The organism is Amycolatopsis nigrescens CSC17Ta-90 (genome assembly GCF_000384315.1).
GTDB lineage: Bacteria > Actinomycetota > Actinomycetes > Mycobacteriales > Pseudonocardiaceae > Amycolatopsis > Amycolatopsis nigrescens.
Window position 1 is genome coordinate 4,141,646 of record NZ_ARVW01000001.1, and the last position, 22,282, is coordinate 4,163,927.

The window sequence follows — 22,282 nt, forward strand, 5'->3', positions numbered from 1 at the left end:
CGCCTAACCAGGGAGGGCCGAGGCCACCACGGCCGAGTCGTATGGACCGGAAGCGCCTGCTCAAGAACCCATTGCTGTGGCTCGCCGCGGTGTTGCTGCTCTACTTCGCGTTCAGCACCATCTTCGACAGTGACCGCGGCTTCACCCAGGCACCTACGTCGCAGGCGATTCAGCAGGTGACCTCGGGCAACGTCAAGGAAGCCAACTTCGAGGACAAGGAGCAGCAGCTCAAGCTGCAGCTCACGAACAAGATCGACGTGGACGGCCAGCAGGTCGACCAGATCCTCACGCAGTTCCCGGCGAACGCTTCGGACGAGATCTACAACGCGCTGCTGAACGCCAAGAACGGCAACACCTCGCTGAAGTTCACCACCACCGTCACCCAGCAGAGCTGGCTGACCCAGATGCTGGTGTTCATCATTCCGCTGGGCATCCTGCTGCTCCTGCTGATGTGGATGATGAACAACTCGCAGGGCGGCGGCAACCGGGTACTGAACTTCGGCAAGTCCAAGGCCAAGCAGCTGAACAAGGACATGCCGAAGACCACCTTCGAGGACGTGGCCGGCGCGGACGAGGCCGTCGAAGAGCTGTACGAGATCAAGGACTTCCTGCAGAACCCGGCGCGCTACCAGGCGCTCGGCGCGAAGATCCCGAAGGGCGTGCTGCTGTACGGGCCGCCCGGTACCGGTAAGACGCTGCTCGCCCGCGCGGTGGCCGGTGAGGCCGCGGTGCCGTTCTACACGATCTCCGGTTCCGACTTCGTGGAGATGTTCGTCGGTGTCGGCGCCTCCCGGGTGCGCGACCTGTTCGAGCAGGCCAAGCAGAACGCGCCGTGCATCATCTTCGTGGACGAGATCGACGCGGTCGGCCGTCAGCGCGGGGCCGGCCTCGGCGGCGGGCACGACGAGCGCGAGCAGACCCTGAACCAGCTGCTGGTCGAGATGGACGGGTTCGACGCGCGCGGCGGGATCATCCTGATCGCCGCGACGAACCGGCCGGACATCCTGGACCCGGCGCTGCTGCGCCCCGGCCGGTTCGACCGGCAGATCCCGGTGTCCGCGCCGGACATGCGCGGCCGCAAGCGGATCCTCGAGGTGCACGCCAAGGGCAAGCCGATCGCGCAGGGCACCGACCTGAACGGGCTGGCCAAGCGCACCGTCGGGATGTCCGGTGCGGACCTGGCGAACGTGCTGAACGAGGCCGCGTTGCTGACCGCGAGGCAGAACGGGCACGTGATCACCGACGCGGCGCTGGAGGAGTCGGTCGACCGCGTGGTGGGCGGTCCGGCGCGCAAGAGCCGGATCATCTCCGAGAAGGAGAAGAAGATCACCGCCTACCACGAGGGCGGGCACGCCCTCGCCGCGTGGGCGATGCCGGACATCGAGCCGGTCTACAAGCTGACCATCCTGCCGCGCGGCCGGACCGGCGGGCACGCCCTGCTCGTGCCGGAGGACGACAAGGACCTGATGACCCGCACCGAGATGATCGGGCGGCTGGTCTTCGCGATGGGCGGGCGGACCGCGGAGGAGCTCGTCTTCCACGAGCCAACCACCGGTGCGTCCGGCGACATCGAGCAGGCGACCAAGATCGCCAGGGCGATGGTCACCGAGTACGGCATGAGCGCGCGGCTCGGCGCGGTGAAGTACGGCCAGGAACAGGGCGACCCGTTCCTCGGCCGGTCCGCCGGGCGGCAGGCCGACTACTCGCACGAGATCGCGCACGAGATCGACGAAGAGGTCCGGAAGCTGATCGAGACCGCGCACACCGAGGCGTGGGAGGTGCTCAACACCTACCGCGACGTGCTCGATGAGCTGGTCGTCGAGCTGCTGCAGAAGGAGACCTTGCAGCGCAAGGACCTGGAGCGGATCTTCGCGTCGGTGGAGAAGCGCCCGCACATCACCGTGTTCAACGAGTTCGGTGAGCGGACGCCTTCGGACAAGCCGCCGATCAAGACCCCGCGCGAACTGGCGATGGAACGCGGCGAGCCGTGGCCCCCGCCGGGCGAGGAGAAGCAGACCGTGCTGCAGCCGGCACCGACCCCGGTCGGTACCGCTCCCGGCGGCGGCGACCTGCCCGGCGGCCCTCCGCCGCGCAACAGCCCGGAGCCGTCGAACCCGTACGCGCCGCCGCCTCCCGGCGGCTACCCGAACGGCGGGCGGCCCAACGGCGGACCGAACGGCACCGGCCACTGGCCCCAGCCCTACGGTCAGCCCCCCGGCAACTCGCCGGGCGGCAAGGGCCAGGGCGGGCCGCCGAACTACGGTGCCCCTCCCGGCTGGACCCCGGCCACGTCCCCTGGCGGCAGGCCGAACCAGCCGTGGCGCCCTGCCGAACAGCAGCAGCCCACTGGTGACCAGGGTTGGTTCGCCGACCCGGCACCCGGTTCCGGCGAGGGCCCGCGCCCCGGCGGGCAGCCGCCGGAGGACCGGCGTGATCCAGACGGCCAGGATGGGCGTCGGCAATGACCCGGTCCGCGTAGGCGGGCCGGTGTTCGACCAGGATCGCGCCGAAAAGGCGGTGCGCGAGCTACTACTCGCGTGTGGTGAAGACCCGGACCGGGATGGCCTGCTGGACACCCCGGCCCGGGTCGCCCGCGCGTACCGGGAAATGTTCGCCGGGCTCTACGACGACCCGGACACGGTGCTGGACAAGACCTTCGACGAGAGCCACGAAGAACTGATCCTCGTCACCGACATCCCGATGTACTCGACCTGTGAACACCATTTGGTGCCATTCCATGGGGTTGCCCATGTCGGCTACATCCCGAACGGGCACGGCAAGGTGACCGGGTTGTCCAAGCTGGCCAGGCTGGTCGACCTGTATGCGAAGCGGCCGCAGGTGCAGGAGCGGCTCACATCGCAGGTGGCGAACGCCTTGCAGCGCAAGCTGGAGCCGCGCGGGGTGATCGTGGTGGTCGAGGCCGAGCACCTGTGCATGGCGATGCGGGGTATCCGGAAGCCGGGCGCCCGCACCACCACCTCCGCGGTCCGGGGTCTGCTGCAGACCTCGGCGTCTTCGCGGGCGGAGGCGCTGGATCTGATCAAGGGGCGCCGGTGAACGCAGCGCTGCCCTCGCCAGGCCGCTGCGTCGTGATGGGCGTGCTGAACGTCACCCCGGACTCCTTTTCCGACGGTGGCCGTTACTTCAGCGTGGACGACGCGCTGGCGCACGCCAGGGCGATCTGGGCTCGCGGCGCGGACATCGTGGACGTGGGCGGGGAGTCGACCCGGCCGGGTGCGGCCAGGGTGGACGCGGACACCGAGATCGCCAGGGTGCGGCCGGTGGTCCGCGAACTGGCCGGCGAGGGCCTGCGGCTTTCGGTGGACACCACCAGGGCCAAGGTGGCGGCGGCCGCGCTGGACGCCGGGGCGCAGGTGATCAACGACGTGTCCGGCGGGCTGGCCGACCCGGACATGGCCGGAGTGGCCGCGGACGCCGGGGTGCCCTGGGTGCTGATGCACTGGCGCGGGCACAGCAAGGACATGAACAAGCTCGCCAGCTACACCGACGTGGTCGCCGAGGTGCGGGCGGAGCTGGCCGCCAGGGTGGACGCCGCGATGGCGGCCGGGGTCGCCGCGGAGGCGATCCTGCTGGACCCCGGGCTCGGTTTCGCCAAGCGCGCGGAACACGACTGGGCCCTGCTGCACGGGCTGGACTCCTTGCTGTCACTGGGTTTCCCGGTGCTGGTCGGGGCGTCGCGCAAACGTTTCCTCGGCAGGCTGCTGGCCGGTGCGGACGGCGAGCCGCGACCGCCGGACGGGCGGGAGGTCGCCACCGCCGCGATCTCCGCGCTGGCTGCTGCGGCCGGTGCCTGGGGGGTGCGGGTGCACGAGGTGGGTGCGTCGCTGGACGCGGTGGCCGTCGCGGCCGCCTGGATCCGTGGTCGAGCCGGAGGGGTCAGTTGACCGATCGCATCACCCTGACCGGCCTGCGGGTCTTCGGCAGGCACGGGGTTTTCGAGCACGAGAAGCGGGACGGCCAGGAGTTCCTGGTGGACATCACCGCCTGGCTGGACCTGGACCAGGCGGCGGCCACCGACGACCTGACCAAGACGCTGCACTACGGCGAGCTCGCGCAACTGGCCGCCGGCATCGTGGCCGGTGAGCCCTACGACCTGATCGAGAGCGTGGCTGGCCGGATCGCCGACGAGATGATGACCGACCGGCGGCTGCACGCCGCCGAGGTCACCATCCACAAGCCGTCCGCGCCGATCCCGCTGACCTTCGACGACGTGGCGGTCACCATCCGCCGTTCCCGCCGGGGCAGGACGGGATGAGCACCGCGGTGCTCTCGCTCGGTTCGAACCTCGGCGACCGGCACGGCTTCCTGAAGCTGGCGGTGGACGGTCTGCGGGACGTGCTGGTCGCGGTCTCCGGGGTCTACGAAACGGAACCGTGGGGTGTGACGGACCAGCCGGACTTCCTGAACGCGGTCTGCCTGGTGCGCGATCCTGGGCGCGACCACTGGGCTTGGCTGCGCACCGCACAGGAGCTGGAGCGGCTGGCCGGGCGGGTGCGCGAGCGGCATTGGGGCCCGCGCACCCTGGACGTGGACGTGGTGGTCGTGGATGAGGTGCGGTCGGCGGACCCGGAGCTGCTTTTGCCGCATCCCGGCACCCCGGACCGCGCGACCGTGCTCATTCCCTGGCTGGAGATCGAGCCGGACGCCGAGCTGCCCGACCACGGCCCCGTCCGCGAGCTGCTCGCCGCCCTCCCCGCCGCCGACCGCGCCGGCGTCCACCCCCGCCCCGACCTCTCGCTCCAAAGTCCGTGAAGGGCACCTTGCCTACCTTCAACGTAGGCAAGGTGCCCTTCACGGACTGATCGTCAGGCGCGGAGGGCGGAGATGAGCCACTCCATGGCGGGCTGGCGGGTCGGCACCGGTGGCCAGTCGTTCATGATCGCGAGCAGCTGCCAGTAGCGCTCGGCCCTGGCGTCGCCGCCGATCGCCAGCCGGTCGGCCAGCTCGGCGCGGAACTCCGGGCCGTCGCCGGACGCGGGCCCCGACGCCAGTGCGACCTCGTCGGCGAGCGCCCGGCCCGTCGCCGAGTCCGGAGTCTCTCCCGCGTCCATCGCCGCCTGTGCGCGGGTGGTCCAGTCGATCCAGGACGACTGTTGGGCTGCTGACACCTTCATGCTTTCGCCCGCCTCCACCGCCGCCGAATGGTCCACACTCATCCGCCGGATGAGCGCCCGGAAATCGTCGTCCTGGACCAATTCAGCGAATTCGATCCACGCCTCGAGCTGTTCCGGCGACGGATCATCCGGCAGCCGCGGTTTCGCCGAACGCATATGGCGGTAGAACTCGGAATCCACCTCCAGCCCGGCGACCATCTCATCCCAGAACTCGTCCACCAGGCGTGCTCGCTCGTCGTCGGACATCGAAGCCAGCTTGTTCATCAGTTTCACTTCCTCCAGTTCGGACTCCCGTTTCGCGACCGCGCGCAGCACCGCCCGGCGCAGCCGGAGCCGCCGGATCTGCTCGTCCAGCGCGGCGACGTGCCGGGCCGCGAGCCGTGGCACGCTGGTCTCCCGGCTCAGCGCCTGCGCCACTTCGGTGAGGCCGATGCCCAGCTCACGCAGGGTTTTCACCAGCTCCAGCCTGGCAAGTGCCCTGGCGTCGTACAGTCGGTAGCCGGCCGGCGTGCGGGCGGTGGGCGGCAGCAGCCCTTCGTCGGAATAGAACCGGATCGTCTTCACCGGCAAGCCGGTTCGGCGGGCCAGTTCTCCGATGGTGAAGGTGGTTTCGCTACCCACAGATCTCATGCTGAACCCTCCAGTCACTGGAGGGTCAAGTCTGCCGGACGAAATCGCCTACGGTGGATCTCATGCACTTCACGCGGCCCCGCGAACTTCTCGTCGCCGGGCTGATCGGCCTGGTCCTCGGTTTCCTGTTGTTCCAGGTCGCGTACGGTTCGCTGCCCGCGATGCCGGTCGCCGCCGGGGTCACCCTGCTGGTGCTGGCCGCCGTGGAGACCGTGCTCGCCTTCTCCATCCGCAACCGGATCAAGACCGGTCGCGTGCTGGCCGCGATCGCGGTGGCCAGGGCGGTCGCGCTGGCCAAGGCGTCCTCGTTGCTCGGCGCACTGATGTTTGGTGCCTGGGTGGGTGCACTGGGATACTTGGTGCCCCGCGGCGGCTGGTTGCCGGCCGCGGCGAACGACCTCCCCGCCGCGCTCGTCGGAGCCGCCAGCGCAGCGGTACTGGCCGGGGCGGCGCTGTGGCTGGAACACTGCTGCCGCACGCCGGACTCGGGTGATCAGGATCGCGTAAACCGGCCTACCGGTTAACGCGGAGAATCCACCGCTCGAAGTACCGACTAGGTCTCGAACGGATTACTAGAAGGTACGGTGTTGGACATGACTGGCGTGGGTGACGACTCGCGCGGCCGCCTTGCTGGCAGGCCGTGGCTTGTCGTCGGTCTGCTCCTCGCCGTCGGTGCGACGCTGGCGCTGGTGCTCAGTGACGACGCGCGTTTCCTCCGCCTCGGCATCGTCGCGGCGCTCTGGGCCGCGCTGGTCGGCGCCTTCCTCGCGGTCCGCTACCGCAAGCACGCCAGCAGCACCGAGGAGTCGGTGGCGCAGGCGCAGGCCGTCTACGAGCTGGAGCTGGAGCGGGAGATCGCGGCGAGACGCGAGTACGAGCTCGAGATCGAGGCGGACACCAGGGACAGGGTCGAGGCCGACTCCCGCGAGGAGCTGGACGCGCTGCGCGCCGAGCTGACCGCACTGCGCGAAAGCCTGCAGTCGCTGTTCGGCGGCGAGGTGCTCTACGAGCGGGTCGCGCTGACCGCGCAGGCCACCCGGATGCGCTCCCTGCAGGAGCAGCGGGTGGTGCAGGCCGCCGGTGGCAGCAACGGCAAGCCGAAGCCGGCCCAACTGGCCGCCGGTACCAAGAAGCCGGAGCCGGTGGAGCATCCGACCGACCTGATCGAGCGGGTGCTGGAGCAGGGTTCGGCGGCGGAGCATCGGCGCAAGGCCGGCGCCCAGCAGGCCCAGAAAGCACCGAAGGCCCCGAACACCGCTCAGCCCAAGTCTCCCGAGCCGAGGCGCACCGAGCCGAGGCGGCCGGAGCCGCCGGTCGAGGACGGTCCGCCGACCCGCCGGGTGAGCGCCGAGCAGGCCGCCGCCGCGTCCGCGATGGCGGCCAAGGCACTCGGGCAGACCCGCAACGAGACCACCCGCGTGCACAAGCCGGCGAAACCGCCGGTGCCGCCGAAGCCACCGACACCACCGACACCGCAGCCCGCGGCGCGGGCGGAGCCGCCGCGACGGCCGGAGCAGCGGCCGCGGCTGGAGCCGACGCAGCCGTCGATGGAACCCCTCGACCGCGGCCGCCCGGCGGCGGGCCTGAACCCGCCCCCCGCGAAGCCCGCGCCGAAGCCGGAACCCGCCGCACCGGCCAAACCGCAGGTGGACGCCCCGACCGAGGTGGCGAAGGGGCTCGACCTGGACCGGAAGTCGTCCTGGGAGAACCGCGAGCGCCCGGTGAACGACCTTTCCGCCGCTTTCCCCAGCCGGCCCCGTGGCGGTACCTACGACCGGCTGCCGCCGGTCGCCGCGAACGGCAACGGCAGGCGGCCCACCGAACCCGAGCGCAAGCCAGGGCCGAACGAGGAGACCAGGATCGCCACCCCGCAACCGGCACCGCAGCCGCAACCCGCGCCCGAACCCCTGCCGCCGTCGCGGCACGGGGTGCACCGGTCGGCGGCGGCCGAGCAGCCGGCCACCCCGCCGGCCGCCGAGCCGCAGCAGAACAACCCGACGCTGCCCGAGTCGGTGCGCCAGATCCAGGAACAGGGCCGCCCCGGTGGCCGTCGCCGCCGCGCCGACGACGAGCCGTCCGCGCCGGTGACCCCGCCCGCGCCCGAACAGCCGGAGACCTCCGGCGGTCGCCGCCGCCGTCCCGACGGTGAGCCGCCGTCCTGGCAGAGCATCGCCGAGCGGGAGGAGGCGGCCCGCGGCTCGCGGCACTCTTCCCCGGCGAACGGCCAGTCCGCGACCGGCAGCCACGCCAGGCCGGACGCCTCGGGTGCCGCCGAGCCGGGCCGCAACGGTGCCAACGGCCATCGCTCCGCCGCCGCGCACACCGAGCCGGAGTCGGGTTCGCACACCGCCGGCCGTTCGGTGAGCGAGTTGCTGGCCGCGCACGGGTCCACCGACAGCACGCCGCGCCGCCGTCGCCGTGCCGAGGATTAACTCACCTCTCGCAGTCGCTCATCCGGGCGCCGGGGCGCGGCCGTAGGGTTGCCGACCGTGAGGGGACCAGCCAGCGCGCAGGCCGCCGGACCTGGAGGGGGACGACCGGCCGGGCGCGTGCAATCACTTCGCCGGCACACGCAACGCCGGAGCACCGTGCTGCTGCCGGTGCTCGGCCTGCTCGTGGTCGCGCTCTGCGGGCTGCTGCTGTTCGGGCTCGCCACCGCGCGGGTCGGGGTGCTCGGTGTGGTGATCGGGGTGGTCGCCGCGCTGGTGCCGGTCGCAGTGGTGGTCGCCGCCTTCCTCTGGGTGGACCGCTGGGAGCCGGAGCCCGCCAGGCTGCTGCTGCTCGGTTTCGCCTGGGGCGCCTGCATCGCCACGCTCACCGCGCTGCTCATCAACAACTCCGCGGAAACGGTCGGCGATCTGCTCTTCGGTGCGGGCAACGGCAGCAAGTTCAGCGCCGTGGTCTCCGCGCCGCTGGTGGAGGAGGCGGCGAAGGCCGCTTTCGTGCTGCTGGTGTGGTGGCGGCGTTCCGGTGAGTTCGACGGCGTGGTGGACGGCATCGTCTACGCCGGGTTCAGTGCGGCCGGGTTCGCCTTCACCGAGAACATCTACTACTTCGGCCGTGCCTTCGCGGACTACGGCTTCGGCGACGGCACCAGTGCCGGTGTGCTCACCGCCTTTCTGCTGCGCGGGGTGCTCTCGCCGTTCACGCATCCGCTGTTCGCGGTGATCACCGGGATCGCCATCGGCTACGCGGCCCGCACCAGCAACCGCCGGCTGAAGGTGCTGGTGCCGCTGGCCGGCTATCTCGGCGCGGTCGCCCTGCACGCGTTGTGGAACGGCGCGGCCACCCTCGGCGGGGCGCAGACCTTCCTCAACGTGTACTTCCTGATCATGGTGCCGATGTTCATCGGCGTGCTGATGCTGGTGCTCTGGCAGCGACGGCGGGAACAGCGGATCGTCGCGGCCGCGCTGCCGGAGATGGCCGCCGCGAGGTGGATCGCGCGTTCGGAGGTGGACTTGCTGGCCAGCCTGCCCGGCCGGCGGAAGTGGCGGCGCCAGGCCGGCCGTGAGTCCGGCCGTGCCGCGGCCCGCGCGGTCGGCGCGTACCAGTCGAGCGTCACCGAGCTGGCGTTCCTGCGCCGCGGCTCGGCTGGCGGCGAGCTCGACGCGCGCCAGTCGGAGCTGCTCGGGGTGCTGCGCTCCGCCAGGGCCGAAGCCGTCCGTCTTGCCGGGGGCGGACGGGCCAAGGGAAGCGACCGGTGACCCTGAGTGACCACCGGTAGGGGTGACCCGGGACGGGTGAAGCTTGTCACCTACCCGCTGCCAACCAGCGCGGGCGGGACTACTCTCGCGCCGTCGTCCGGTACCCGCGACGCCTAGTGGGACTGGAACGAGCCGAGGAGTTTTCAACGATGAGCGCTTGCAGGCCGGCCCCGTGATGCGCCCGGCGAGGCTCGCGGTCGGCGTGGTTTCCGCCGGCCGGGTGGGCAGTGTGCTCGGCGCCGCGCTGTCCCGGGCGGGACACACCGTAATCGCCGCTTCGGCGATCTCCGCCGCCTCCGTTCGCCGTGCCGAGGCGTTGCTGCCGGGTGTGCCGCTGCTGCCGCCGGACGAGGTGGTGCGCGCCGCCGACCTGATCCTGCTGGCCGTGCCCGACGACGAGCTGTCCGGACTGGTGCGCGGCCTGGTGGCCACCGATTCCCTGCGCCCCGGCCAGATCGTGGTGCACACCTCCGGCGCGCACGGGGTCGGGATACTCCGCCCCGCCACCGAGGCCGGTGCGCTGCCGCTCGCGCTGCACCCGGTGATGACCTTCGCCGGCCGTGAAGAGGACCTCCAGCGGATGGCCGCGTGCAGCGTCGGGGTCACCGCGGAGACCGGGGACGAGGCGGCCTGGAACGTCGGTGAGGCGCTGGTGGTGGAGATGGGCGGTGAGCCGGTCCGGGTGCCGGAAGAGGCTCGTGCGCTCTACCACGCCGCGCTGGCACACGGGGCGAACCACCTGGTCACGCTGGTCGCGGACTGCGCGGAGCTGCTGCGCACGGCCGGGGTCGGCAACGCCGAGCGGGTACTCGGCCCGCTGCTTTCCGCCGCGTTGGACAATGTGCTGCGACAGGGCGATCGCGCGCTCACCGGCCCGGTGGCTCGCGGCGACTCCGGCACCGTCCGCACCCACCTCGAGGTGCTCGCGGACGAGGCGCCGGAGGTCATGCCCTGTTACGCCACGCTCGCCAGGCGCACCGCCGCGCGGGCTTCGGCGTCCGGGCAGCTGGCCGAGGCCGCCGCGACCGAGATCGGCGCCCTCCTCGACGAATTCGCCGAAGGGCACGATGCGCAATGATCGCTAAGACGGCTCCGAAGTTCACCCGGAACGCGCTGAACACGTTCCGGGCTCCGGCGGACATCACCAGGGTGACCGGCGCGCTGCGCTCGGTCAGCCGCCAGATCGCGCTGGTGCCCACCATGGGCGCGCTGCACGCCGGGCATCGTGAGCTGCTGCGCCGGGCGAAGCGGCTGCCGAACACGGTGGTGGCCGCGTCGATCTTCGTGAACCCGCTGCAGTTCGGCGCCGGTGAGGACTTCGAGGCTTATCCGCGGCCGCTGGAGCGCGATCTGGCGGTGCTGGACGAGGTGGGCGCCGAACTCGCGTTCACCCCGGAGGCGGCGGATCTCTATCCCGAGGGCGCGACCGTGACGGTGCATCCGGGCCCGCTCGGGGACGAGCTGGAGGGCGCGGTCAGGCCGGGGCATTTCGCCGGGGTGCTGACCGTGGTGGCGAAGTTGTTCAACATCGTGCGGCCGGACTACGCCTTCTTCGGGGAGAAGGACTACCAGCAGCTGGTGCTGATCAAGAAGATGGTTCGCGACCTGAATTTCGGTACGCACGTGATCGGGGTGCCGACGGTGCGGGAGTTCGACGGCCTCGCGCTGTCCTCGCGGAACGTCTACCTTTCCGAACGGGAGCGCGAAGACGCCGTCGTGCTGTCCGCGGCTTTGACCGCGGGTGCGCACGCCGGCAGGCGAGGAGCGGAGGAGGTGCTGGCCGCGGCGAAGCAGGTACTCGCCGCGAAACCGGCCGTGGAAGTGGATTACCTCGATCTGCGCGGAACCGATCTTGGTCCCGCGCCCGTCGATGGAGAGGCACGCTTGTTGATCGCCGCCAGGGTAGGGAGCACCCGGCTGATCGACAACGTTGCGGTCCTGCTCGGCACCGCCGCCGACGGCACGCAACGCGAGGAATGGGACGCAGGGGAATAAGGGAGTCCACATGTATCGCACCATGCTGAAATCGAAGATCCACCGAGCGACGGTGACCCAGGCCGACCTGAACTACGTCGGCTCGGTCACCGTGGACGAGTCGCTGATGGAGGCGGCCGATCTGCTGCCGGGCGAGCAAGTGTCCATTGTGGACATCACGAACGGCGCCCGGCTGGAGACCTATGTGATCACCGGTGAGCGGGACAGCGGGGTGATCGGCATCAACGGCGCGGCCGCGCATCTGGTGCACCCCGGCGACCTGGTCATCCTGATCGCCTACGGGCAGATGGAGTCCGTGGAGGCGGCCAGCTACCAGCCGCGGATCGTGTTCGTGGACGCGGACAACCGGATCACCGTGGCCGGTAACGACCCGGCGCAGGCGCCCGACGGTTCCGGTCTGATCAGCGGCACGGTACTGCTGACCGCGCCGGAGGGAGACGGGGCTTACCCCGTCGCCGAGACGGTGGACGCGGCCAGGCTGGACGCCTTGCTGCACGCTGAGGGCTAGCACTTGCTCTTAACGATTGACGTCGGCAACACGAATATCGTGCTCGGCCTGTATTCCGGCCGGGGCGAGGATGCCGAGCTGGTCCGCGACTGGCGGATGCGCACCGACGCGCAGATGACCGCGGACGAGCTCGCGCTGACCATGCGCGGGCTGCTCGGCGAGCACGCCGACGCGGTGACCGGGATCAGTGCGCTGTCCACCGTCCCCGCGGTGCTGCGCGAGCTGCGGGTGATGCTGGGCCGGTACTACTCCGGGGTGCCGAAGATCGTGGTGGAGCCTGGGGTGCGCACCGGGGTGCCGCTGCTGGTGGACAACCCGAAGGAGGTGGGCGCGGACCGGCTGGTGAACACGCTGGCCGCGCATCATCTGCACAGCACCGCCTGCGTGGTGGTGGACTTCGGCACCTCGACCAACGTGGACGCGATTTCCGCGAAGGGCGAGTTCCTCGGCGGCGCTTTCGCCCCGGGGATCGAGATCTCGGTGGACGCGCTGGCCGCGCGGGCCGCCGCGCTGCGCAAGGTGGAGCTGGTGCCGCCGCGCTCGGTGATCGGCAAGAACACCGTGGAGTGCCTGCAGTCCGGCATCGTGTACGGCTTCGCCGGCCAGGTGGACGGCCTGGTGAAGCGGATCGTCCGCGAGCTGTCCGGGGACTCGGCCGAACCGGTGGCGGTGATCGCCACCGGTGGCCTCGCGCCGCTGGTGCTCGCCGAGTCGGAGACCATCACCGAGCACGCCCCGGACCTCACCCTGCTCGGGCTGCGCCTGGTCTACGAGCGCAGCGCGCGCTGACTTCCGGGACTCAGTGCAGGATCTTCAGTCCCACCACGCCGGCCACGATCAGCACCAGGCAGGTGATCCGGCCGACGGTCACCGGGTCGCCGAGCGCGAACATGCCGTAGGCCGCGGTGCCGATGGCGCCGATGCCGACCCAGACCGCGTAGCCGGTGCCGATCGGAATGCTGCGCATCGCGTATGCCAGGCCGCCCATGCTCAAGGTCAGGCTGACCAGGAAGAGCACGGTGGCCGGCAGTTTGCTGAATCCCTTGGACGCGTTCAGCGCCGTCGCCCATACCGTTTCCAGCACGCCGGAAACCACGAGTACCAACCAAGCCATGATCAGACCTCCGCAGTGTCAACAGGTTTTATTGCTGCACCGCGTCGTCTTGTCGTGGCCGGGTACGACGCCCTCGTCCGGGACGGTCTTGCCGTCGTTTCCGACGATAGCACCGTTTCGGCTGGTCAGGGTGGTGGCGTTGGCCACCGGGTGGCCCGGATCGCGGTGGTGACCAGCGGCAGGTCGAACTCGCCGTGCGCGGTTTCTCCCCGTCCGGCGAGGAATTCGCGAGCGGTGCGCAGCAGGGCCGCGCGTTCGGCCGGGCCGGTGACGAGCACGTGTGAATGGGTGGCCACCGTCTCCACCAATGTCGCCGCGGTGCGCCGCTGGGCATGGCCGAAGCGCTCGCGCTGGAACGGGCCGAACTCGTGGTGTTCGGGCAGGGCGGACTCGCCGGCCCAGCCCCGGCTGACGCCGGTGCGGACCAGCCGGGAGAACTCGGCCACCCACGGCACGGATTCGTCGTCGTGGTTCCACAACGCGGTCACCACTCCGCCCGGCCGGAGCACCCTGGCGATCTCGGTGAGCGCCGGGCCGACGTCGAACCAGTGGAACGCCTGCGCCACGAACACCGCGTCCACGCTCGCGTCGGCGAGCGGGATCCGCTCCGCGGTACCGGCGAAAGCCGGCACCCCGGGCAGCGCGGCCCGCAGTTCGGCGCGCATCTCGTCGTCGGGTTCGACCGCGGTCACGTCCAGCCCGAGTGCCAGCAGGCCCTCGGTGAGCTTGCCGGTGCCCGCCGCGAGGTCGAGCACCCCGGTGGCGGTGCCGGTCGCCCCGGCCAGTCCCCAGCGCACCGCCGCCACCGGATAGTCCGGCCGGTGTGCCGCGTAGTCCGCGGCCTTGGCGCCGAAGGACGCCGCCCGCCTGGCCCGGAGTTCCCGCTCTGATTCGTCGGTCGGCTCGGTCACGTAGCGAATGCTATTACCGCAATTTTCCACCTCCACGGCGGTTACGGGTAATCCGGTTGGCGTACCGAATCGGTGAGTTCGTACGCTGTGGGCCATGACCGATAACTCCGCCCCGGAGCGCGCGACCACCGACGAGGACTTGCCCGAACAGATGCGAGTGCGCCGGGAGAAGCGCGACCGGATAATCGCGGAGGGTGTCGAACCGTATCCGGTCGAGGTGCCCCGCACGCACTCGCTGGCCGAAGTCCGCGCGGCCCATTCCGGGCTGCCCGCGGACACCGCCACCGGCGCGGTGGTCGGCGTCACCGGCCGGGTCATGTTCTTGCGCAATACCGGAAAGCTCTGTTTCGCCAGCCTGCGCGAGGGTGACGGCACCGAACTGCAGGCGATGATCAGCCTGGCCAAGGTCGGCGAGGACGCGCTCGCCGGGTGGAAGTCCGATGTGGATCTCGGCGACCACGTATTCGTGCAGGGCGAGGTGATCACCTCCAAACGAGGTGAGCTATCCGTTATGGCCGACGGCTGGCGGCTCACTTCGAAAGCACTGCGGCCGCTGCCGGTCGCGCACAAGGAACTGGCCGAGGAAACCCGCATCCGGCAGCGTTATGTCGACCTCATCCTGCGCCCGACCGCCCGTGACGTGGTGCGGACCAGGGCCGCGGTGCAGCGCGCGCTGCGGGATTCCTTCCACCGCCGCGGCTACACCGAGGTCGAGACCCCGATGCTGCAGAACCTGCACGGCGGTGCGTCGGCGAGGCCGTTCGTGACCCATTCCAATGCCTTCGACCAGGACCTCTACCTGCGGATCGCGCCGGAGCTCTATCTCAAGCGCTGCGTGGTCGGCGGGATCGAGAAGGTCTTCGAGATCAACCGGAACTTCCGCAACGAGGGCAGTGACTCGTCGCATTCGCCCGAGTTCGCGATGCTCGAGTACTACGAGGCCTACGGCACCTACGACACGATGGCCACGATGACGAGGGAACTGGTCCAGGAGGCCGCTGACGCCGCGTTCGGCACCCAGGTGGTCACGCTGGCCGACGGTAGCGAGTACGACGTGTCCGGCGAATGGACCAGTCTGACAATGTACGGCTCGCTGTCGGAGAAGCTCGGCGAAGAAGTCACTCCGGAGACGACCGTGGAGAAGCTGCGCTCCTTCGCCGCGACGCTCGGGCTGGAGGTCGATCCGAAACTCGGGCACGGCAAACTCGTCGAAGAGCTGTGGGAGCATCTCATCGGGGACCACCTGTACGCGCCCACATTTGTCCGGGATTTCCCGGTGGAGACCTCGCCGCTGACCAGGCAGCACCGCAGCGAGCCGGGGGTGGCCGAGAAGTGGGATCTCTACGTGCGCGGATTCGAACTCGGCACCGGGTACTCGGAGTTGGTGGACCCGGTTATCGAGCGGCAAAGGCTGGTCGAGCAGGCCAGGCTCGGTGCCGCCGGGGATAGTGAGGCCATGCGGCTCGACGAGGATTTCCTGCGCGCCCTGGAGTACGGAATGCCGCCGAGCGGCGGTGTCGGAATGGGTATCGATCGGTTGCTGATGGCGCTGACCGGGCTGGGTATCCGGGAGACCATCCTCTTCCCGCAGGTACGTCCCGAATAGCCCTCTCGAAGGTGGGGCGGGCCGGGAACCATATGGATGACCACTAACGGCAATCAGGATTTGCGTTTAGCGGCGGTTCCGGGTATTAATGTCTTAGCCGAAGCTTCTGTCCCGGGGTACGCCCCTACCCGATCATTCCAGCAAGCTCTAAGCAGGAGGAAAACCGATGGTTGAGAAGGTTATGATCTCCCTGGTCGACGATCTCGACGGATCTGAGGCCGAGGAGACCGTCGAGTTCGGTTTGGACGGCGTCAGCTACCAGATCGATCTCTCCTCGGATAACGCCGAGGAATTGCGGGACGCGCTCGCCCAGTACGTGGAGCACGCGCGCCGCGCCGGCGGCCGCAAGCGGACCGCCAGCAGGGTGGCCAGCAAGGTCGCGGCCAGGCCGGCAACGGTGGACCGCGAGCAGAACCAGGCCATTCGCGCCTGGGCCCGCAAGAATGGTTTTCAGGTTTCCGACCGCGGGCGCATCCCGTCCGAGGTTGTCGACGCCTACCACAAGAAGAACTGACAGGAGCCGTCCGAGCAGGCCAGTCCCGTGCGCCAGCCCCGGCGCCGGGGATCGGCCCCGCACCTGCTTCGAGCCAGACTGGAGAAGGGCCGCCGGGAAACGTCCCGGTGGCCCTTCTCCATGTCCTCCAGTGGTTTCAGCGGTTTCCGTACCTGGCAGGCGGGGTGCCGACGGCCGCGGTGAAATCACGGGTGAAGTGCGCCTGGTCGCTGTATCCGAGTTCGTCCGCCAGTGCCGCGTAGTCGATCCGCTCCGCGCCGCCGATCCGCTGGGCCGCTTCGTTGATCCGGTAGACCCGAATCGCCCACTTGGGGCCGACGCCCACATACTCGCCGAACAGCCGTTGCAAGGTCCGCACCGTGGTACCGGCGGCCTCGGCCAACCGGGCTACCGTGGTAATTGCGCTATCCGCAGCAACGGTTTCGACAATCTGGGCCGCCCGTTCGGCCGAAGTGGGTAACGTTGGCACATTCGTGCACAGCAGCCGGTCCATCTCGGTGACCATTTCGTCATCCTCGGTGGCTTTCGATACGACAGACAGGGCGCGCTCGGCTTCCGTGCCGAAGATGTCACGGAGCGGGAGCACGCTATCGGCGATGGTGGAGACCGGCGCGGCGAGGAACGGCCGGAAACAACCGGGCCGGAATCGGACACCGAGGCCTTGCACCCGTCCGCGCAGCAGATGCGACCGGCTTTGGCGGGCTGGCCCGAACACCCCGGACTCGCCCGCGAAGAAACTGGCGTGCACGGAAAGGTTCGGCAGTATCCGTTGCAGGTGGGGCGGCTGTCCGCGCAGATCCCAGTGCAGCACCCAGTAGTACTCCACGAACGGGCGCAGCTCGGTTGCCGGTGCATAACGGTCCAGCGTGAACTTCGTGGCGGCCAGCGGCTCGTCCACGATTCCCTGGGGTATCCGGTGCTTGGACACGGTTCAACAGTAGTGCGGTGACCTGTCGGACCTGTCGTGTTTGTTCAAGACCCGCGGCCAGGCCAAGTGCGTAAATGACCCGCATGTCCGAAATGCATACCCTGCTGTCCACTGCCGCGGAGCCGTTCGAGCGGCTGCTGGACTCGATCGGGTCCGACCAGCTCATCTTGCCTACGCCCTGCGCCGAGTACGACGTTCGCGCGCTGCTCAACCATTTGCTCTATTGGGGGCCGTGGCTGGCCGCGGCGGCGCGGCGGCGGCCCGCTCCGGAGGTGACGGGCGGCGAACGCGACACCGATCTCGTCACCGGGGACTGGCGGGCGGCCCTGCGCGCACAGACCCGCGATCTCACCGGTGCCTACGCGGCTCCGGACGCGGTGGCCGGGAGCACCCGCTTCGGCGGCACCGAGCTGCCCGCGGCCATGGTCGCCGCCATGGTGCTCGGCGAGTTCGTGCTGCACGGCTGGGACCTGGCCGCCGCGACCGGGCGGCCGTGGCACTGCGCGCCGGAGGTGGCCGAGCGACTGTTCGAGCTCACCGCCGCGGGTGCGGAGCAGGCAAGGGAGATGAAGGTCTACGGGCCGGAGGTGCCGGTGCCGCCGACCGCGTCCTTCCTCGAGCGCGCGCTCGGCGTCTCCGGCCGGGACCCCGCCTGGGCCTCGCCCCGGTAGCCGCCCCTGGTCACCCCTTCGGGCAGATCCGAGGGCAGGTTTCGCATTCGGTCTCGCCCGGCAGTACGTAGGAGAAGCAGCAGCTCTCCCGGCGGCGGGTCCACTCCCGGTGGCCGTCCCGGCCCTCCACCAGGCGCAGGGTGGACGCCGCGGTCAGCGGCGCGTGCCTGGTGGAGAGCACCAGCGCCGCGTCGGCCACCCCGGCGCCTTCGGCCTCGGCGGTGCCGCCCTGCTTGCCGGCCCACCACAGCGAGTTGTCCAGCGCATCGGTGGCCGCGGCCCAGAGCATCCGCCTGCCGAGCGGGCTGCGCGGCGCGAAGGCGCGGACGAACCGGCCGGCGTGCGCGAGGTAGCGGGCTCGCAGGATCGCGGCCAGCGCCCGCTCGTCGGGCACCACGGTCGCGGTGGGCAGCGCCGAGCCGGGGTCCGACGGCAGGCAGTAGAACCGGTCGCCGAGCACCGCGATCCCGTCCGGGTGCGGCCGGTCGGAGGACAGCCGGAACGCCAGCTCGGCGGGCCGCAGCGCGGGCACCCGGCGCTCGTGGTGCAGCAGCAGCGCGCCGGCGTAGGCCGGTACGTGCAGGTACCAGGACATCACGTAACCGGCGGTGGTCCGCTCCGGCGCGTCGCCGAACTGCTCCCGCAGCCAGCCGGCGAGCAGCTTGCGCCAGCGGTCGAAACCGGCGGGATCGGCCAGCAGGTCGGCGCAGAGCTGCCAGTCCTGGTCGCCGGGCAGGTCGACCCTGAGCTCGGTCCGCTGTTGCCGTCCGGCGACCCTGAGCAGGGAGTCGGCCAGCCCGCCCGTGACGGCGCGAGGGGTCCGCGATGGATGCATGCGGCCTCCTTGCTCCAAACGGGCGATTAGGTCTGCCTAACCTTACATATCGTCCCGGAGGGCGCCACCCGCCGGTGGGAAATCTCCCGAAAGGTGGATATTCGGGCCTGTTCGCGTTGAGCGGACAGGCGGCCCCGATGGAATCCGGGCAGGGGCCCGCACGTTGGACGAGGTGTCAGTCACCAGCGAAGACTCGGGGTCGACCAAGACCGGCGAGTGGGCTGCTGAGACTCAATCCGGCGTAGTGGTACGCCAGCGCTACCGCTTGGCTACTACAGTGGTCTTACGGTGCTGAACCCACCGCACGGAATTCGTGGTGGGTCGTACCGCCGGCGCAGCAGTCGAGGGAGTGGGAATGTTCGAAAGGTTCACCGACCGCGCGAGGCGGGTGGTCGTCCTGGCCCAGGAAGAAGCCAGGATGCTCAACCACAACTACATCGGCACCGAGCACATCCTCCTGGGTCTTATCCACGAGGGTGAGGGTGTCGCCGCCAAGGCGCTCGAATCGTTGGGCATCGCGCTGGAGGGCGTCCGCCAGCAGGTCGAGGAGATCATCGGCCAGGGCCAGCAGGCCCCTAGCGGGCACATCCCCTTCACGCCGCGTGCTAAGAAGGTGCTGGAGCTGTCCCTGCGCGAAGCGCTGCAGCTCGGCCACAACTACATCGGCACCGAGCACATCCTGCTCGGGCTGATCCGCGAGGGCGAGGGCGTCGCCGCACAGGTGCTGGTGAAGCTCGGCGCCGACCTGAACCGGGTACGCCAGCAGGTGCTGCAGCTGCTCTCGGGCTACCAGGGCAAGGAGCCGCAGGAGGCCGGTGGCGGCCGCGGTGAGGGCACCCCGTCCTCGTCGCTGGTGCTCGACCAGTTCGGCCGCAACCTGACCGTCTCCGCCCGCGAGGGCAAGCTCGACCCGGTGATCGGGCGCGGCAAGGAGATCGAGCGGGTCATGCAGGTGCTGTCCCGGCGCACCAAGAACAACCCGGTGCTGATCGGTGAGCCCGGCGTCGGCAAGACCGCCGTGGTGGAGGGCCTCGCCCAGAACATCGTCAAGGGCGAAGTGCCGGAGACGCTGAAGGACAAGCAGCTCTACACCCTGGACCTCGGCTCGCTGGTGGCCGGCTCCCGGTACCGCGGTGACTTCGAAGAGCGCCTGAAGAAGGTGCTCAAGGAGATCAAGACCCGCGGCGACATCATCCTGTTCATCGACGAGCTGCACACGCTCGTCGGCGCGGGTGCCGCCGAGGGCGCGATCGACGCCGCGTCCATCCTCAAGCCGATGCTGGCCCGTGGTGAGCTGCAGACCATCGGTGCCACCACGCTCGAGGAGTACCGCAAGTACATCGAGAAGGACGCCGCGCTGGAGCGCCGGTTCCAGCCGATCCAGGTCGGCGAGCCCTCGCTCGAGCACACCATCGAGATCCTCAAGGGCCTGCGTGACCGGTACGAGGCGCACCACCGCGTCTCGATCACCGACGGCGCGCTGGTGCAGGCGGCCACCCTTGCCGACCGGTACATCAACGACCGGTTCCTGCCGGACAAGGCGATCGACCTGATCGACGAGGCCGGCGCGCGGATGCGCATCCGCCGGATGACCGCGCCGCCGGACCTGCGCGAGTTCGACGAGAAGATCGCCGACGTGCGCCGCGACAAGGAGTCCGCGATAGACGCGCAGGACTTCGAGCGGGCCGCCCGCCTGCGCGACGAGGAGAAGACGCTCCTCGGCCAGAAGGGTGAGCGGGAGAAGCAGTGGAAGGACGGCGACCTCGACGTCGTCGCCGAGGTCGACGAGGAGCAGATCGCCGAGGTGCTGGCGAACTGGACCGGCATCCCGGTGTTCAAGCTCACCGAGGAGGAGACCACCCGGCTCCTGCGCATGGAGACCGAGCTGCACAAGCGGATCATCGGCCAGGAGGACGCCGTCAAGGCGGTCTCGCAGGCGATCCGCCGTACCCGTGCCGGCCTGAAGGACCCGAAGCGCCCGTCCGGCTCGTTCATCTTCGCCGGCCCGTCCGGGGTCGGTAAGACCGAGCTGTCCAAGACGCTGGCGGCGTTCCTGTTCGGCGAGGACGACGCGCTCATCCAGATCGACATGGGCGAGTTCCACGACCGCTACACCGCCTCGCGGCTGTTCGGTGCCCCTCCGGGCTACGTCGGCTACGAGGAGGGCGGCCAGCTCACCGAGAAGGTCCGGCGCAAGCCGTTCTCCGTGGTGCTCTTCGACGAGATCGAGAAGGCGCACCAGGAGATCTACAACACGCTGCTGCAGGTGCTCGAAGACGGCCGCCTGACCGACGGTCAGGGTCGCACGGTCGACTTCAAGAACACGGTGCTGATCTTCACCTCGAACCTGGGCACCACGGACATCTCCAAGTCCGTGTCGCTCGGCTTCTCCTCGGGCAACGACGAAAGCTCGAAGTACGAGAAGATGAAGCAAAAGGTCAACGAGGAGATGAAGAAGCACTTCCGGCCCGAGTTCCTCAACCGGATCGACGACATCATCGTCTTCCACCAGTTGACCAAGGACCAGATCATCGAGATGGTCGACCTGATGGTCACCCGGGTCGAGAAGCAGCTGAAGGCCAAGGACATGGCCCTCGAGGTCACCGACAAGGCGAAGGCGCTGCTGGCCAAGCGCGGCTTCGACCCGGTGCTCGGTGCCCGTCCGCTGCGCCGCACCATCCAGCGGGAGATCGAGGACCAGCTGTCCGAGAAGATCCTGTTCGGCGAGGTGCAGCCCGGCCAGATCATCATTGTCGACGTCGAAGGCTGGAAGGGCGAAGACGGCGAGAAGGACGACAAGGCGCACTTCACCTTCCGCGGCGAGGCGAAGCCGCTGGAGGTCCCGGACGCGCCTCCGGTCAGCATCGGTGCTTCCGGCGGCGACGACGCCGGTGAAGCCGAAGCCGACTGATCCACCCGCAAGTACGCGAAAACGCCCCCTGGGACCACTCCCAGGGGGCGTTTTCGCAGCTCACCGGTCGTGAGTGAAAAGTGTTGACTGCTGCATGCGGGACACCCGCACCCGGGACGAACACTTTTCACTCACGACGTCAGTGCAGGGAACCGCCGCTCAGCCGGAGGTCGTCGACGTGCTCCAGCGCGGCGTCGACCAGTGCGCCGAGGGCGCGGGCGCAGTCGGCGACGGGCAGGCTCGGCACGCCCGCCGGCGCCTGCTCGGGGCTGTAGGGCACGTGCACGAACCCGCCGCGGACGCCCGGCCGCTCGGTCGCGAGCAGGTGCATCAGCCCGTAGAACACCTGGTTGCAGACGAACGTGCCGGCCGTCTGCGAGACCGACGCGGGCAGCCCCGCCGCGCGGATGGCGGCGACGCAGGCCTTCACCGGCAGCGAACCGAAGTAGCCGACCGGGCCGCCGGGCAGCACCGGCAGGTCGAGGGGCTGGTCGCCGGCGTTGTCCTGGATCCGGGCGTCCATCAGGTTCACCGCCACCCGTTCCGGAGTGACGCCCTCGCGGCCGCCCGCCTGCCCGGTGCAGATCACCAGCTCCGGCTGGTGCTCCTCGATCGCCGCCCGCAGCGCCGGCAGCGATCGCCGGAACTCGCACGGCAGCTCGGCCACCCGCAGCTCCGGCCGCCACCGCGCGAGCAGCGAGACCGCCTGCCAGGACGGGTTCACCCGCTCCCCGCCGAACGCCTCGAAGCCCGTCAGCAGCACCGTCACCATAGCGCTCAGGCTAGCCAACATGCAGCGAAGGCCACCTTGCCTGCGTTC

The 22,282-nt window shown here is 69.9% G+C and carries 22 protein-coding genes and 1 riboswitch; of the genes, 16 read left to right on the top strand and 6 right to left on the bottom strand.

Annotation, left to right across the window (positions count from 1 at the left end; translation table 11 throughout):
* Positions 1-41: 41 nt before the first annotated feature.
* Genes ftsH through folK form a run of 5 tightly spaced genes read left to right on the top strand, consistent with a single transcriptional unit; the run spans position 42 to position 4,773 of the window.
* A complete protein-coding gene (ftsH, locus tag AMYNI_RS0119595) occupies positions 42-2,465 on the top strand; it encodes an ATP-dependent zinc metalloprotease FtsH (protein ID WP_020669739.1) in 2,424 nt (807 codons plus the stop codon).
* The gene (gene folE / locus AMYNI_RS0119600; RefSeq protein ID WP_020669740.1) at positions 2,449-3,057 is read left to right on the top strand and encodes a GTP cyclohydrolase I FolE; all 609 of its coding nucleotides are present in this window, start codon (positions 2,449-2,451) and stop codon (positions 3,055-3,057) included. The genes ftsH and folE overlap by 17 nt, the downstream gene beginning before the upstream one ends.
* A gap of 35 nt (positions 3,058-3,092) precedes the next feature.
* Positions 3,093-3,905, top strand: coding sequence for a dihydropteroate synthase (folP, locus tag AMYNI_RS0119605; RefSeq protein WP_020669741.1), 813 nt, complete (start codon positions 3,093-3,095; stop codon positions 3,903-3,905).
* On the top strand, positions 3,902-4,276 hold the full coding sequence (gene folB, locus AMYNI_RS0119610; RefSeq protein WP_020669742.1) for a dihydroneopterin aldolase: 375 nt from the start codon (positions 3,902-3,904) through the stop codon (positions 4,274-4,276). Before folP ends, folB begins: the two co-directional genes overlap by 4 nt.
* Positions 4,273-4,773 carry a 2-amino-4-hydroxy-6-hydroxymethyldihydropteridine diphosphokinase gene (folK, locus tag AMYNI_RS0119615; protein WP_020669743.1) on the top strand — a complete coding sequence of 167 codons (501 nt, stop codon included), beginning with the start codon at positions 4,273-4,275 and terminating at the stop codon, positions 4,771-4,773. The genes folB and folK overlap by 4 nt, the downstream gene beginning before the upstream one ends.
* A 53-nt stretch (positions 4,774-4,826) precedes the next feature.
* On the opposite strand, the gene AMYNI_RS0119620 is transcribed toward folK, so the two are convergent.
* Positions 4,827-5,756: a helix-turn-helix domain-containing protein gene (locus tag AMYNI_RS0119620; protein ID WP_020669744.1), complete on the bottom strand. Its 930-nt coding sequence runs from the start codon at positions 5,754-5,756 to the stop codon at positions 4,827-4,829.
* Positions 5,757-5,827: 71 nt separating this feature from the next.
* Here AMYNI_RS0119620 and AMYNI_RS0119625 point away from each other — a divergent pair, with 71 nt between their 5' ends.
* From AMYNI_RS0119625 to AMYNI_RS0119655, 7 genes are all read left to right on the top strand, one after another.
* Positions 5,828-6,289 carry a DUF3180 domain-containing protein gene (locus AMYNI_RS0119625; protein ID WP_020669745.1) on the top strand — a complete coding sequence of 154 codons (462 nt, stop codon included), beginning with the start codon at positions 5,828-5,830 and terminating at the stop codon, positions 6,287-6,289.
* 69 nt (positions 6,290-6,358) lie between these two features.
* On the top strand, positions 6,359-8,197 hold the full coding sequence (locus AMYNI_RS0119630) for a DUF6779 domain-containing protein (protein ID WP_026360666.1): 1,839 nt from the start codon (positions 6,359-6,361) through the stop codon (positions 8,195-8,197).
* Between the two features lie 156 nt (positions 8,198-8,353).
* Positions 8,354-9,469, top strand: coding sequence for a PrsW family intramembrane metalloprotease (locus AMYNI_RS0119635; protein ID WP_020669747.1), 1,116 nt, complete (start codon positions 8,354-8,356; stop codon positions 9,467-9,469).
* A 172-nt stretch (positions 9,470-9,641) separates the two neighbouring features.
* Positions 9,642-10,547 (top strand): Rossmann-like and DUF2520 domain-containing protein, encoded by a 906-nt coding sequence (locus AMYNI_RS0119640; RefSeq protein WP_026360667.1) that lies wholly within the window; start codon positions 9,642-9,644, stop codon positions 10,545-10,547.
* Entirely contained in the window at positions 10,544-11,464 is a 921-nt protein-coding gene (gene panC, locus AMYNI_RS0119645) for a pantoate--beta-alanine ligase (protein ID WP_020669749.1), read from the top strand. The genes AMYNI_RS0119640 and panC overlap by 4 nt, the downstream gene beginning before the upstream one ends.
* Before the next feature lie 10 nt (positions 11,465-11,474).
* Positions 11,475-11,972: an aspartate 1-decarboxylase gene (panD, locus tag AMYNI_RS0119650; protein ID WP_020669750.1), complete on the top strand. Its 498-nt coding sequence runs from the start codon at positions 11,475-11,477 to the stop codon at positions 11,970-11,972.
* A 3-nt stretch (positions 11,973-11,975) separates the two neighbouring features.
* Positions 11,976-12,761 (top strand): type III pantothenate kinase, encoded by a 786-nt coding sequence (locus AMYNI_RS0119655; RefSeq protein WP_026360668.1) that lies wholly within the window; start codon positions 11,976-11,978, stop codon positions 12,759-12,761.
* Between the two features lie 10 nt (positions 12,762-12,771).
* Here the strand turns inward: AMYNI_RS0119655 and AMYNI_RS0119660 are convergent, their stop codons facing one another.
* On the bottom strand, positions 12,772-13,086 hold the full coding sequence (locus AMYNI_RS0119660; protein ID WP_020669752.1) for a DMT family transporter: 315 nt from the start codon (positions 13,084-13,086) through the stop codon (positions 12,772-12,774).
* Positions 13,087-13,124: 38 nt separating this feature from the next.
* Positions 13,125-13,187, bottom strand: a riboswitch (guanidine-III (ykkC-III) riboswitch).
* A gap of 24 nt (positions 13,188-13,211) precedes the next feature.
* Positions 13,212-13,997: a class I SAM-dependent methyltransferase gene (locus tag AMYNI_RS0119665; RefSeq protein WP_020669753.1), complete on the bottom strand. Its 786-nt coding sequence runs from the start codon at positions 13,995-13,997 to the stop codon at positions 13,212-13,214.
* Positions 13,998-14,091: 94 nt separating this feature from the next.
* Here AMYNI_RS0119665 and lysS point away from each other — a divergent pair, with 94 nt between their 5' ends.
* A complete protein-coding gene (gene lysS / locus AMYNI_RS0119670; protein ID WP_020669754.1) occupies positions 14,092-15,603 on the top strand; it encodes a lysine--tRNA ligase in 1,512 nt (503 codons plus the stop codon).
* A gap of 166 nt (positions 15,604-15,769) precedes the next feature.
* Positions 15,770-16,117: a histone-like nucleoid-structuring protein Lsr2 gene (locus AMYNI_RS0119675; RefSeq protein WP_020669755.1), complete on the top strand. Its 348-nt coding sequence runs from the start codon at positions 15,770-15,772 to the stop codon at positions 16,115-16,117.
* 136 nt (positions 16,118-16,253) lie between these two features.
* Here AMYNI_RS0119675 and AMYNI_RS0119680 read toward each other — a convergent pair whose 3' ends face one another.
* A complete protein-coding gene (locus AMYNI_RS0119680) occupies positions 16,254-17,045 on the bottom strand; it encodes a helix-turn-helix domain-containing protein (RefSeq protein WP_040405824.1) in 792 nt (263 codons plus the stop codon).
* An 83-nt stretch (positions 17,046-17,128) separates the two neighbouring features.
* On the opposite strand from AMYNI_RS0119680, the gene AMYNI_RS0119685 reads away from it, so the two are divergent.
* A complete protein-coding gene (locus tag AMYNI_RS0119685; protein WP_020669757.1) occupies positions 17,129-17,716 on the top strand; it encodes a TIGR03086 family metal-binding protein in 588 nt (195 codons plus the stop codon).
* Between the two features lie 10 nt (positions 17,717-17,726).
* Here AMYNI_RS0119685 and AMYNI_RS0119690 read toward each other — a convergent pair whose 3' ends face one another.
* A complete protein-coding gene (locus AMYNI_RS0119690; protein WP_020669758.1) occupies positions 17,727-18,551 on the bottom strand; it encodes a (2Fe-2S)-binding protein in 825 nt (274 codons plus the stop codon).
* 355 nt (positions 18,552-18,906) lie between these two features.
* Between AMYNI_RS0119690 and AMYNI_RS0119695 the strand changes: the two genes are divergently transcribed.
* A complete protein-coding gene (locus tag AMYNI_RS0119695; protein WP_020669759.1) occupies positions 18,907-21,462 on the top strand; it encodes an ATP-dependent Clp protease ATP-binding subunit in 2,556 nt (851 codons plus the stop codon).
* Positions 21,463-21,601: 139 nt separating this feature from the next.
* Here the strand turns inward: AMYNI_RS0119695 and pcp are convergent, their stop codons facing one another.
* Positions 21,602-22,234 (bottom strand): pyroglutamyl-peptidase I, encoded by a 633-nt coding sequence (gene pcp, locus AMYNI_RS0119700; RefSeq protein WP_020669760.1) that lies wholly within the window; start codon positions 22,232-22,234, stop codon positions 21,602-21,604.
* Positions 22,235-22,282 lie beyond the last annotated feature (48 nt).